A 12,929-nucleotide genomic window follows, 5' to 3' on the forward strand; every position below is an offset into this window, starting at 1 on the left:
GTGTGCGCCGCGGTGCCTAGCCGTTCTGCGAACTCACGTGGTTGAAGACGTCCTGTGCCTCGACGTCCAGCCGGGGGCCGGCGAGCCAGGTGCTCTCCAGCGGGCCGATGGAGTTGATCGAGATCAGCTCCGCCTGGCCGTCGTCGCCCTGCCGCAGCCAGGGGCCGCCGGAGGAGCCACCGGTCATCGTGCAGCCGGCCCAGTACATGACGGGCATGGACGCGTCGATGGACAGCCGGCCCGGGGTGTCGGTGCAGCGGTACATCAGCACACCGTCGTAGGGATCGGCGGCCGGGAAGCCGTAGAGCGAGACGGTGCCGAGGCCGGAGACCGCGGGGGCGTCGAAGTTGATGTCGACGGCCGAGCCGACCGTCTCCTCCAGGGAGAGACCGCTGCCGTCCTCCGGCTCAACCGACAGGATCGCGAAGTCGCCGTGCGCGCCCTCGCCACCCGTGGTGGTGCCGTTGTCGATCCAGTACTGCGTGGTCGACACGTAGTTGGCCCAGTAGATGCCGTACGGGTAGACGGAGTCGGCGTTCGACGGGTCCTCGGCCTGCTCGGGGGGCAGCCCCTCGTTGTTGTAGGCGGGGACGAAGCTCAGGTTGCGGTACCAGCCGCCGCCCACGCCCGCGTGCACGCAGTGGCCGGCCGTGGCCACCAGGTTCGACTGGCCCGGCGCGTTGGGGTCGGTCACCACGGTGCCGGAGCAGACCATCGGCCCCTCGGGGCTGTCGAAGAACACCTTGCCGATCGGCGCGCCGTTGTCCGTGTAGGGCGTCGGAACGGCCTCGGCCTCGACGGGCATCGGCTCCAGGTCGGTGACGCCGCGGTCGTCCAACGGGTTCTGGGAGTCGGGCGCGTTGGCGTCCTCGTCGATGGAGCCGTCGTCGATCGACTGGTCGGGGTCCTGCGCGTCCCCCATCCGGTCGGCATCCCACAGCCCCTCGATGATGGGGTTGACGAAGTCGCCGATCTCGCGCAGCCAGGTCTCCTCGTCCCAGTTCTCCCAGCCACCCTCCAGCCAGGCGTCCAGGTCGAAGTCGAACGGCAGGTTGTCGAGCAGGTCCTGCAGCTCGCGGTTCTCGCCGGCCGTCGCCTCCTCGGTGGGCTGCTGCGCGTTGTCGTCCGAGTCGCCGTCGTTGCACGCGCTCGCGGTCAGGGCCAGACACACGGCCATTCCCGTCGTGGCGAGCGCGATGCGACGACGTGAACTCCGTCGGCGTATCGATGACATGGGTCCCATCCCCCTGAAACTGGTGTTCTTCGCTTGGCTAGGCATGTCGCCTGCCGGGCAGGCGCCCCCAACTATGCCGGTGACCATCTGGACGGTCAGAGCCGGGTCCCTGGTTCCAGGGCGACTTCAGGACATGCGGTCGGCAGCCGTCGAAAAGAATCTTGTGACTGCCCGTGATCCCCGGGCCAGACGGTCGTTACTACGAATGGTGGCAAGCCGCCACGCCCGGCCGCCCGCCCTGACGGGGCTCGAATCCGGTAGGAATGCGCGGAAACGCGCACGGAACCGCATGAATCCGCACGAAGGAGGAAGGCGCGCACGCTCGGTGGACACCGACCGACCGCGCCGTACCCGGATGAACGCACGCCCCCGTCCCGACCGAGGCCAGAAGCAGGAGGGGCCGACGCCGCCGGGCGCCAGGGCCGGCGTCGCCGAGCACACGGTGCCGCGCCAGTCCCGGCACGACGGGGCCACGGCCCAGCCGGGCCAGAGCCGGGCGAGTCAACGCACGGAGTACGCCGAGCCGTTGGAGCAGCCCGATCCCGAGGCGGCGGCCGACGCGGCGGCCAGCGAGGGACTGCTGCGCTGCTGGGTCCGGGAGACGGGAGTGCCCAGGCCAGCCGGTCGGATGCTCAACCTCCCGCTGCCGGCCTCGGGAAGCGCGCTCCGTGTCTCCGTGCGGCACTGGTCGGCCACGGGGATGCACCGGTTCGGCGCGGTCGAGCTGACGACGGCCGCCCGTGGCGCGCCCCCGCTCGACGCCGTCACGCTGGCGGCTCTGCTGGGGCGTGAGGCCGCACACGCCTCGTCCGGCGGCCGGCGCGACGGCGAGACGGCCGTGCTGGCCGGGCGGGTCGCCGACTCGCTGCGCCGCACCGCGCTGTTCCTCGCGCACCGCAGGGCCGAGCCCGGCCCGGCCGCGCACGGCCATGCCTTCCTCGACGCCGAGCAGTCCGTGTTGTTCGGGCATCCGCTGCATCCCAACCCCAAGAGTCTCGAAGGTCTCGCCGGCCGCGAGGCGGCGCGGTGCTCCCCGGAGTTGCGCGGCTCCTTCCCGCTGCGCTGGATCGCGGTGGACCGCGCGATCCTGGCCACCGACTCCGCCTGGCGGGAGGACGGCGCCACGCTGACCGCCGAGGAGCTGCTCGGGCGGGTGGCGGAGCCACCTCCCTCGCTGCCCAAGGGCACCGTCCCGCTGCCGCTGCATCCCTGGCAGGCGGCGGATCTCGTCCACCGGCCCGCCGTCGCGGAGTTGTTGGCCACCGGCCTTCTCCACGATCTCGGTGAGCACGGCCCGCCCTGGTATCCCACCTCCTCGGTGCGCACGGTGCACCGTCCGGGCGCCGGCGCCATGTTGAAGCTCTCGCTCGGCCTGTGGATCACCAACTCCCGGCGGGAGAACCTCCGCAAGGAGCTGCATCGGGGCGTCGAGGTGCACCGGCTGCTGGAGGCCGGGCTCGGCGCGCGCTGGCGGGCCGCCTTCGCCTCGGGCGCCGGCTTCGACATCGTCCGCGATCCCGCGTGGCTGGCGGTGGACGATCTCGCGGGCCGCCCGGTGCCGGGTCTGGACACGCTGCTGCGGCAGAGCCCCTTCGCACCGCGGGACGATGTGCTCTGCCTGGCGGCCCTCACCGCGCTGCGGCCCTGGCCCGGGCGAGGGCAGGGGGCGCTCTCCTCCCGCATCGCTGAGATCCTGAGCCTTCTCGCCGATCGCACGGGGCGGCCCAGGGGGACCATCGCCGCCGAGTGGTTGGCGCGCTATCTGCGGGCGGTGGTCCGACCGATTCTGTGGTTGGACGCCCAGGCCGGAGTCGCCCTTGAGGCTCATCAACAGAACACCCTGGTGCTGCTCGACGAGGACGGCTGGCCGGCCGGCGGTCGGTATCGGGACAACCAGGGCTACTACTTCCGCGCCTCCCACCGCGAGGCCCTGGAGCGGCGGTTGCCCGGGATCGGTCGGCATTCGGACACCTTCGTCGACGATCAGGTCACCGACGAGCGGTTCGCCTACTACCTGGGGATCAACAACGTCTTCGGTCTGATCGGGGCGATGGGCGCGCAGGGGCTCGCCGACGAGAGCGCGCTGCTGGCGGTATTCCGCGCCTTCCTCGTGGAGGAGGCGGCCAGGGCGACGGGCCCGATCTCCCCCTTGGTCGGCCACCTGCTGGAGGCGGAGACGCTGCGCTGCAAGGCCAACCTCCTCACCCGCCTGCACGGTCTGGACGAGCTGGCCGGTCCGGTGGACGGGCAGTCCGTCTATGTCACCGTCGCCAACCCGCTGGCCAGGGCCTGAGCGGACAGTCGAGAGCATCGGCCCGGTCGGCGCGGCCGGTTCGGGCGTTGAGGGAGGCAACAGTGACGGCAGGCGCGGCGCCCGCGCGGGGCGCGTCCCGGCCGGGGTGTGTCGCCCCGGTGGGCGACATCTCCGTCTGGGGCCCGGTGGACACGCCCGCCGGCCGGTTCCGGTTGGATCCGGTCCGGCCGGAGCGGGATCTGGGGCTGATCGCCGGCTGGATGAACGATCCGGCGGTGGACGCCTTCTGGGGCCTGGCCGGCCCCGTCGAGCGCACCGAGGAGCAACTGCGCCGGCAGCTGCTGGGGGATGGGCGCAGCCGCCCCTGCCTCGGGCTGCTGGGCGATCGGCCGATGAGCTACTGGGAGGTCTATCGCGCCGATCTCGATCCGTTGGCCTCCCACTATCCGGCCAGCCCCCACGACATGGGCGTTCATCTGTTGATCGGGGAGGCGGCGGACCGCGGGCGCGGCGTCGGCGCGGCCCTGCTGCGCGCCGTCACGGAGCTGATCCTGGCCCGGACGCCCCGGTGCGCCCGGGTGGTCGCCGAGCCCGATGTGCGCAACGGCGCCTCCATCGCCGCCTTCCGGGCCGCGGGCTACGAGAAGACGGGGGAGCTGGAGCTCCCCGACAAGCGAGCGGCCCTGCTCGTCCGCCGCCGCTGACCCCGAACCAGCCGCAATATCCCTTTGTCGACTCTTGTGTCGACCGACCCATCCAAGGAGCAAGCGTTGTCCATATCCTCCACTGACCCCGAGTTCAACGACGGACAGGAGCGGTGGCAGCGGGCCGCCCGAGCGCTCTTCGCCAAGCTGCTCGCCGAGTTCGCCTACGAGGGGATCATCACCCCGTATGCCGAACACGGGCGGCGCGGCGCCTACACACTGCCGGTCAGCGAGGAGTTGACCTACCGCTTCCGGGCCCACCGGGGCGCCTACGGGCACTGGCGAATCGATCCGGCGTCCATCACCCCCACCGCGGATCCGCTGGCCTTCGTGGCCGCGGCGCACGACACGGTGCTGAGCCTCTCAGGCGACACCACCGGGCATCTGATCCGCGAGCTGACCGCCACCCTCAGCGCGGACGCCCTGCTGGCCGCCGATCCGCTGCCGGTGGAACGGCTGGTGGATCTCGACCACGCCAGCCTCGAAGGGCGCCAGACGGGACATCCCTGGCTGGTGGCCAACAAGGGGCGGCTCGGCTTCTCCGCGGCGGACGCGGCCCGTTGGGCTCCCGAGTCGCGCACCCCGAGGCCGCTGCCCTGGCTGGCGGTGCACCGCTCGCTGGCCAGCTACCGGGGGGTGCCGGCCCTGCGCCACGAGGACCAGCTCTATGCCGAGGAGCTGTCCGAGCGGACCAGGGCGGAGTTCGCCGCGACGCTGGTCGAGCGCGGCCTCGACCCGGCCGCCTATCTGTGGCTGCCGGTGCACCCCTGGCAGTGGGACGAGACGATAGCCCCGCTCTACGCGCCGCAGATCGCCGCCGAGAAGATCGTCCCGCTGCCCAGCGACGGGGATCTGCGGCTGCCCCAGCAGTCCATCCGCACCTTCCTCAATGTGAGCCGGCCGCTGGCGCGCAGCGTCAAACTGCCGCTGTCGATCCTCAACACCCTGGTCTGGCGCGGGTTGCCGACGGAGCGCACCCTGGCCGCCCCCGCGGTGACCGCGTGGATGCACGGGCTGCGCGACGCTGACCCGTTCCTCGCCGAGGAGACCCGGGTGGTCCTCCTGGGCGAGACGGCCTCCGTCGCCGTGGAACATCCGCTCTTCGACCAACTGGCCACCATTCCGTACCAGTACCGGGAGTTGCTCGGCTGTATCTGGCGGGAACCGATCGAGTTCTATCTTGAGCCCCACGAGCGGGCGCGCACCCTGGCCTCGCTGCTCAGCACCGATCAGGAGGGCCGCTCGTTCACCGCGGAGCTGGTGCGACGGTCGGGGCTGGCCCCGGAGGAGTGGCTGCGACGGCTCTTCGCGGCGCTGCTCCCGCCCCTGCTGCACTTCCTCTACCGCTATGGGACGGTCTTCTCGCCCCATGGCGAGAACGCGCTGGTGGTCTTCGACGAGCGCGACATCCCGGTGCGGCTGGCCGTCAAGGACTTCGTGGACGACGTCAACGTCAGCGCCGAGCCGCTGCCCGAGTTCGACGTGATGCCGGTCGAGGTGCGTGAGGTGCTGCTCACCGAGCCGCCCGCCTTCCTCACCCAGTTCATCCACTCGGGCCTGTTCGTGGGCGTCTTCCGCTATCTGGCGCCGCTCTGCGAGGAGCGACTCGGCGTGCCCGAAGTCGATTTCTGGTCACTCGTCCGGGCGGAGATTCTCGCCTACCAGCAGCGCTTCCCCGAGTTGAAGCGGCGCTTCGAGACGTTCGACCTCCTCACCCCGAGGATCAAGCGGCTCTGTCTGAACCGCAACCGGCTCCAGCTCGACGGCTATCGCGACCGCTCGGTCCGTCCGCACGCCGCCGTTCTCGGCACCGTCGCCAACCCGCTCAACCCTGGCTGATGGGACACCTGCGGCGGGCGCGTTGTCAGTGGCGCGGCGTAGGGTGTGCAGCCCTATGACTGCCACTTCAGGGAAGCCCTCCCTCTCCGATCTGTTGCACGCAGCCGTCGTCGCCGTGGGGGGCGCCGAACGAGCCGGGCAGGTGGCCATGGCCGAGGCGATCGCGCAGGCGATCGAGGGCGGCGAGCACCTGCTGATCCAGGCCGGCACCGGTACCGGCAAGTCCCTGGGCTATCTGGTGCCGGCCATCGCCGGCGGGGATCGCGTGGTGGTCGCCACGGCGACGCTGGCGCTGCAACGTCAGCTGGTCGAGCGGGATCTGCCGCGCACGGTGTCCGCGCTCCATCCGCTGCTGCGCCGCCGCCCCGAGTTCGCCACCCTGAAGGGCCGCTCCAACTACCTCTGTCTCCACCGGCTGCACGAGGGCGTTCCCCAGGACGACGAGCAGGGGCTCTTCGATCCGCTGGAGGCGGCGCAGGCGGCCGGCGGGCCCAGCAGCCGGCTCGGCAAGGATCTGCTGCGGCTCCGCGAGTGGGCGGACGACACGGAGTCCGGCGATCGGGACGACCTCTCGCCCGGGGTGTCCGACCGGGCCTGGTCGCAGGTCTCGGTCTCCTCCCGGGAGTGCCTGGGCGCCAGCAAGTGCGTCTACGGGATGGAGTGCTTCGCCGAGGCCGCCAGGGAGCGGGCCAAGCTGGCCGAGGTGATCGTCACCAACCACGCGCTGCTGGCGATCGACGCGATCGAGGGCGCCCCCGTGCTCCCGGGCCACGAGGTGCTGATCGTGGACGAGGCGCACGAGCTGGTCTCACGGGTCACCGGAGTGGCCACGGGCGAGCTGACCCCCGGCGCGGTCAACCGCGTGGTCCGCCGGGCGGCCAAGCTGGTCGACGAGAAGGTCGCGGATCAGTTGCAGACGGCGGCTGAGAGCTTCGAGCGGCTGATGGAGCTGGCGTTGCCCGGCCGTCTGGAGACCCTCCCGGAGGATCTGGGCTATGCCCTGGCGGCGCTGCGGGATGCCTCCCGCGCCGTGATCACGGCGCTTGGCAACACCAGGGACGCCTCGCTGGCGGACGAGGACGCGGTGCGCAAGCAGGCGCTGGCCTCGGCCGAGAGCGTCCAGGCGGTCGCCGAACGGATCACGCAGGCCTCGGAGTTCGACGTGATCTGGTGCGAGCGGCACGATCGGTTCGGGGCCTCCCTGCGGGTGGCGCCGCTCTCCGTCTCCGGCCTGCTCAGGGAGAAGCTCTTCACGGACCGGTCGGTCGTCCTCACCTCCGCGACGCTCAAGCTGGGCGGTGACTTCAACGGCGTCGGAGCCTCCCTGGGCCTGGCGCCGGAGGGCGAGCGCGGCGACGAGCTGCCCGCGTGGCAGGGGCTCGATGTCGGATCGCCCTTCGACTACCGCAAGCAGGGCATTCTCTATGTCGCCAAGCATCTGTCGGCCCCGGGGCGGGAGGGCAGCCGGGCGGACATGCTGGACGAGCTGGCCGAACTGGTGGAGGCGGCTGGCGGGCGCACGCTGGGCCTGTTCTCCTCGATGCGGGGCGCCCGGGCGGCGGCCGAGGAGCTGCGGGAGCGGCTGGACCTGCCGATCCTGCTCCAGGGCGAGGAGACGCTGGGGGAGCTGATCAAGTCCTTCGCCGACGATCCGCGCACCTGCCTCTTCGGCACGCTGTCGCTCTGGCAGGGTGTCGATGTGCCGGGGCCCAGCTGCCAGTTGGTGGTGATGGACCGGGTGCCCTTCCCACGTCCGGACGATCCGCTGGTCAGCGCCCGGCAGAAGGCCGTGGAGGAGGCCGGGGGCAATGGATTCATGGCGGTCGCCGCCACCCATGCCGCGCTGCTGATGGCGCAGGGCGCGGGCCGGCTGGTGCGCTCCACGGGGGACAAGGGCGTGGTCGCGGTGCTTGATCCTCGGCTGGAGCGGGCCCGCTATGGAAGCTTCCTGCGGGCCTCGATGCCGGACTTCTGGTACACCACTGATCGCAATCAGGCGCGCCGCTCACTCGCGGCGATCGACGCGGCAGCGCGGGACGCCACCGCGTCGGCGGATGGTTCCTGAGCGGGGCCCGGGCACCCGGGGTGGGGAGAGGGGGCCCTGGGCGTCAGACTCGCCGCATCACGGCGACCACCTTGCCGAGGATGGTGGCCTCGTCGCCCGGGATCGGCTGGTAGGCGGCGTTGTGCGGGAGCAGCCAGATCTGGCCGTCCTCGCGCTTGAAACGCTTGACCGTGGCCTCGCCGTCCAGCATCGCGGCCACGATGTCGCCGTTCTCGGCGACGGGCTGCCTGCGGACCGTCACCCAGTCGCCGTCGCAGATGGCGGCCTCGATCATCGAGTCCCCCACGACCTTGAGGACGAACAGCTCGCCGTCGCCGACCAGCTGGCGGGGGAGGGGGAAGACATCCTCCACGGACTCCTCGGCGAGGATGGGGCCACCGGCGGCGATCCGGCCCACCAGGGGCACATACGAGGCGGCGGGCTTGCCGGCCGTGTCCGTGGGCTGGGGGGCGGGCGTCTCGGCACCGCGCACCTCGTAGGCGCGGGGGCGGTGCGGATCGCGGCGGAGGAAGCCCTTGCGTTCCAGGGCCATCAGCTGGTGGGCCACCGACGAGGTGCTGGAGAGGCCGACGGCCTGGCCGATCTCGCGCATCGACGGCGGGTAACCGCGCCGCTGCACGGAATCACGGATGACCTCGATGACCCGCCGCTGGCGGTCGGTGAGCCCGGAGCTGTCGGCCCGGATCCCGGGGGGCCGGCCGGGCATCGCGCGACTGGCCGGAGCACCTGGCGTGTCCAGCCGGTCCTGGCGGCGCTCAGCGGCGGTGATGGCGTCGTCTGCTGCGGTGGTCATTTCGGCCCCTTCTCAGGTGGTACTCCCTAGTCAGACAACGGTAGTTGGTATCGAAAGGTTGCGCCAAACACACGTTCGAGTGAAATATCATCGAACGGCCACCGAGGAGCGGACCATAGGTGTATTGGTCGCAAACGGTAGCCGGTGCCAGGGTGCGAACGGTAACCGGGGCGTGCGGTAGCCTCCCAGGCGCCACCGGCTCCGTCCTCGGGCCGGCCGTGCGCCGGCCCGGCCGTCCCGCGTCCGCCGGGTCGCGACACGCGCCCCGATGATGTTGACGTGGCAACCCCAGATCTAGTGGTTGGATGTGCGTCGGGCACCCACAAATTGTGGTCCCGGGTCTCCGTGGGCTCGGGGAATCGCCTATGCTTGGCAGTGCCTCGTGAGGCCGCCCCGGCGGTCGGAGCGAAGGACGTCGCCATGCCAGGACGCTCCGCGTGACTACGCCGCGTCACCGAGTTGGGAGAGGGGAGAGGGCTGTGCACTGTCCCTTCTGTCGCCACTCCGACAGCCGCGTCGTTGACAGCCGGACGGCCGACGACGGCACGCTGATCCGCCGTCGCCGCCAGTGCCCGAACTGCTCCAGGCGTTTCACCACGGTCGAGACCGCCTCGCTGATGGTGATCAAGCGCAGCGGCGTCACCGAGCCCTTCAGTCGCGACAAGGTGATCGCCGGCGTTCGGAAGGCATGCCAGGGGCGTCCCGTCACGGAGGACGCGCTGGCGCTGCTGGGGCAACGCGTCGAAGAGGCCGTGCGCGCCACCGGCAGCGCCGAGTTGTCCACCCACGATGTGGGGCTGGCGATACTCGGTCCGCTGCGCGAGTTGGATCTGGTGGCCTACCTCCGCTTCGCGTCCGTGTACCGCGCGTTCGAGTCGCTGGAGGACTTCGAGTCCGCCGTCGCCGAACTGCGCGAGGGATTCGCGGAGAGCGCGCCCGCCCAGCGCCGGGCCGACGGCGCGGACCAGGCGATCCCCGACAAGACCTGACCGGGGCGCGCTCCACGCGCGCCGGCCAACAGTCAACAAACAGCACGGTGACCCGGTGTCAAACCTGGTCACACTAGGGCGTTATGCCCGATCTGGGAGGCGGAATGACTGAGACGACGAGTGGCCCGGCACGCGGTTCACGCGCCAAGAACGGCAAGGGAGCCAAGGGCCTGCGGGTTGAGCGGATCCACACCACCCCGGGGGTGCACCCCTACGACGAGGTGGTGTGGGAGCGGCGCGACGTCGTCATGACCAACTGGCGTGACGGTTCGATCAACTTCGAGCAGCGTGGCGTCGAGTTCCCCGACTTCTGGTCGGTGAACGCGGTCAACATCGTTACCAGCAAGTACTTCCGTGGCGCTGTCGGCACCCCCCAGCGGGAGACCGGGCTCAAGCAGTTGATCGACCGGGTGGTGCGCAGCTACCGCGCCGGCGGCGAGAAGTATGGTTACTTCGCCTCTCCCGCGGACGCGGAGATCTTCGAACACGAACTGGCCTACGCGCTGTTGCACCAGGTCTTCAGCTTCAACTCGCCGGTCTGGTTCAACGTGGGAACCACGCAGCCGCAGCAGGTCAGCGCCTGTTTCATCCTCTCGGTCGAGGACTCCATGGAGTCCATCCTGGACTGGTACAAGGAAGAGGGGATGATCTTCAAGGGCGGCTCTGGCGCCGGCCTCAACCTCTCCCGCATCCGGTCCTCCAAGGAGCTGCTCTCCTCCGGCGGCAACGCCTCGGGGCCCGTCTCCTTCATGCGCGGCGCCGACGCCTCGGCCGGCACCATCAAGTCCGGTGGCGCCACGCGTCGCGCGGCGAAGATGGTGGTGCTCGACGTGGACCACCCGGACATCGAGGCGTTCATCGAGACCAAGGTCAAGGAGGAGGAGAAGATCCGCGCGCTGCGGGACGCGGGCTTCGACATGGACCTCGGCGGGGACGACATCACCTCCGTCCAGTACCAGAACGCCAACAACTCGGTGCGGGTGAACGACGAGTTCATGCGGGCCGTGGAGTCCGGGTCGTCCTTCGGGCTGCGCGGGCGGATCTCGGGCGAGATCATCGAGCAGGTGGACGCCAGGACGCTGTTCCGCAAGATGGCGGAGGCCGCCCACGCCTGCGCCGACCCCGGCATTCAGTACGACGATGTCATCAACCACTGGCACACCTCGCCCGAGTCGGGCCGGATCACCGCGTCCAACCCGTGCAGCGAGTACATGCACCTGGACAACTCCTCGTGCAACCTCGCCTCGTTGAACCTGATGAAGTTCCTCTCCGACGACGATCAGGGCAACCAGTCGTTCGACGCGGCGCGCTTCGCCAAGGTCGTCGAGCTGGTCATCACCGCGATGGACATCTCGATCAGCTTCGCCGACTTCCCGACCGAGAAGATCGGGGAGACCACCAGGGCCTTCCGCCAGCTGGGCATCGGCTACGCCAACCTGGGCGCGCTGCTCATGGCCACCGGCCACGCCTACGACTCCGACGGCGGCCGGGCCCTGGCCGGGGCGATCACCTCGCTGATGACCGGCACCTCCTACCGGCGCTCCGCCGAGCTCGCCTCCGTGGTCGGTCCCTACGAGGGGTACGCCCGCAACAGCGACGCCCACAACCGGGTGATGCGGCAGCACGCCGAGGCGAACGACACCGCGCTCCGGGTGGACGACCTGGACGGCCCGGTCTGGGCTGCGGCCACCGAGGCATGGCAGGACGTGCTGCGGCTCGGCAGGAAGAACGGCTTCCGCAACGCCCAGGCGTCGGTCCTCGCGCCGACCGGCACCATCGGTCTGATGATGGACTGCGACACCACCGGGATCGAGCCCGACCTGGCGCTGGTCAAGTACAAGAAGCTGGTCGGCGGCGGCTCGATGCAGATCGTCAACAACACCGTGCCCAAGGCGTTGAAGCGGCTCGGCTACCAGCCGGAGCAGGTGGAGGCGATCGTCGCCCACATCGCCGAGCACGGCAATGTGGTGAACGCCCCCGGGCTGAAGCAGGAGCACTACGAGGTCTTCGACTGCGCCATGGGCGAGCGGTCGATCGCCCCGATGGGGCATGTGCGGATGATGGCCGCCGCCCAGCCGTTCCTGAGCGGTGCCATCTCCAAGACGGTCAACATGCCGAGCAGCAGCACGGCGGACGACGTCGCGGAGATCTACCTCCAGGGTTGGAAGCTCGGCGTCAAGGCGCTGGCCGTCTATGTGGAGAACAGCAAGGTCGGTCAGCCGCTGTCGGCCAAGCGGAAGGAGCCGGCGAAGACCGAGCAGCCGGCCTCCGCCGAGCCGGAGCGGGTGATCGAGTACCGTCCGGTCCGCCGGCGCCTGCCGAAGGGGCGTCCCGGCATCACCACCTCGTTCACGGTGGGTGGCGCCGAGGGCTATATGACGGCCAACTCCTACCCGGACGACGGGTTGGGCGAGGTCTTCCTGAAGATGTCCAAGCAGGGGTCCACTCTCGCGGGCATGATGGACGCCTTCTCCATCGCGGTTTCGGTCGGCCTGCAGTACGGGGTGCCGTTGGAGACGTATGTCTCGAAGTTCACCAACATGCGCTTCGAGCCGGCCGGTATGACGGACGACCAGGACGTGCGGATGGCGCAGTCCATCGTGGACTACATCTTCCGCCGCCTCGCGCTGGACTTCCTGCCGTTCGAGACCCGGTCGGCGCTCGGTATCCACACGGCGGCCGAACGGCAGCGCCACCTGGAGACGGGCTCCTACGAGCCGGGCGACGAGGAGCTGGACGTCGAGGGGCTCTCCCAGTCGGCGCCGCTCCAGGGGCTGTCGGGGCCGGCCGATGACGCTCAGGCGGCACCGGCTCCCACACAGGCGGCGCGGCCGGCGCCGATCGAGGCCCACAGCTCCACCGAGCTGGCGGAGATGCAACTGGGGCTGAACGCCGACGCGCCGCTCTGCCTCTCCTGCGGCACCAAGATGCGCAGGGCCGGCAGCTGCTACCTGTGCGAGGGCTGCGGGTCCACCAGCGGCTGCAGCTGATCCCGGACGGGAGCCGTCGGTAGACGCGTTGGTCGGGGCGGTGGAGCTGGTTTCGGCTCCA

At 70.6% G+C, this 12,929-nt stretch carries 8 protein-coding genes; 6 read left to right on the plus strand and 2 right to left on the minus strand.

Annotated elements, in window-relative coordinates; genetic code table 11:
* Positions 1-16 precede the first annotated feature (16 nt).
* A complete protein-coding gene (locus tag K4G22_RS24810) occupies positions 17-1,234 on the minus strand; it encodes a trypsin-like serine peptidase (RefSeq protein ID WP_228082555.1) in 1,218 nt (405 codons plus the stop codon).
* Between the two features lie 355 nt (positions 1,235-1,589).
* Here K4G22_RS24810 and K4G22_RS24815 point away from each other — a divergent pair, with 355 nt between their 5' ends.
* From K4G22_RS24815 to K4G22_RS24830, 4 genes are all read left to right on the plus strand, one after another.
* Positions 1,590-3,527 carry an IucA/IucC family protein gene (locus tag K4G22_RS24815; protein ID WP_228082556.1) on the plus strand — a complete coding sequence of 646 codons (1,938 nt, stop codon included), beginning with the start codon at positions 1,590-1,592 and terminating at the stop codon, positions 3,525-3,527.
* A complete protein-coding gene (locus tag K4G22_RS24820; RefSeq protein WP_425336808.1) occupies positions 3,419-4,192 on the plus strand; it encodes a GNAT family N-acetyltransferase in 774 nt (257 codons plus the stop codon). The genes K4G22_RS24815 and K4G22_RS24820 overlap by 109 nt, the downstream gene beginning before the upstream one ends.
* Before the next feature lie 72 nt (positions 4,193-4,264).
* Positions 4,265-6,031 carry an IucA/IucC family protein gene (locus tag K4G22_RS24825; protein ID WP_425336809.1) on the plus strand — a complete coding sequence of 589 codons (1,767 nt, stop codon included), beginning with the start codon at positions 4,265-4,267 and terminating at the stop codon, positions 6,029-6,031.
* Positions 6,032-6,086: 55 nt separating this feature from the next.
* Entirely contained in the window at positions 6,087-8,096 is a 2,010-nt protein-coding gene (locus K4G22_RS24830) for an ATP-dependent DNA helicase (RefSeq protein WP_228082559.1), read from the plus strand.
* Between the two features lie 43 nt (positions 8,097-8,139).
* Here the strand turns inward: K4G22_RS24830 and lexA are convergent, their stop codons facing one another.
* A complete protein-coding gene (gene lexA / locus K4G22_RS24835; protein ID WP_228082560.1) occupies positions 8,140-8,889 on the minus strand; it encodes a transcriptional repressor LexA in 750 nt (249 codons plus the stop codon).
* Between the two features lie 479 nt (positions 8,890-9,368).
* Here lexA and nrdR point away from each other — a divergent pair, with 479 nt between their 5' ends.
* Both nrdR and K4G22_RS24845 read left to right on the plus strand, forming a co-directional pair.
* Positions 9,369-9,878 (plus strand): transcriptional regulator NrdR, encoded by a 510-nt coding sequence (gene nrdR / locus K4G22_RS24840; protein WP_425336746.1) that lies wholly within the window; start codon positions 9,369-9,371, stop codon positions 9,876-9,878.
* A gap of 104 nt (positions 9,879-9,982) precedes the next feature.
* A complete protein-coding gene (locus K4G22_RS24845) occupies positions 9,983-12,868 on the plus strand; it encodes a vitamin B12-dependent ribonucleotide reductase (RefSeq protein WP_228082561.1) in 2,886 nt (961 codons plus the stop codon).
* Positions 12,869-12,929: the final 61 nt, after the last annotated feature.

This window comes from Streptomyces profundus, from assembly GCF_020740535.1.
GTDB lineage: Bacteria > Actinomycetota > Actinomycetes > Streptomycetales > Streptomycetaceae > Streptomyces > Streptomyces profundus.

Excerpts from the sequence above, each read along its gene's own strand:
- K4G22_RS24810 (WP_228082555.1), bottom strand. The coding sequence starts at position 1,234 with ATGTCATCGATACGCCGACGGAGTTCACGTCGTCGCATCGCGCTCGCC.
- K4G22_RS24815 (WP_228082556.1), top strand. The coding sequence starts at position 1,590 with ATGAACGCACGCCCCCGTCCCGACCGAGGCCAGAAGCAGGAGGGGCCG.
- K4G22_RS24830 (WP_228082559.1), top strand. The coding sequence starts at position 6,087 with ATGACTGCCACTTCAGGGAAGCCCTCCCTCTCCGATCTGTTGCACGCA.
- lexA (WP_228082560.1), bottom strand. The coding sequence starts at position 8,889 with ATGACCACCGCAGCAGACGACGCCATCACCGCCGCTGAGCGCCGCCAG.
- K4G22_RS24845 (WP_228082561.1), top strand. The coding sequence starts at position 9,983 with ATGACTGAGACGACGAGTGGCCCGGCACGCGGTTCACGCGCCAAGAAC.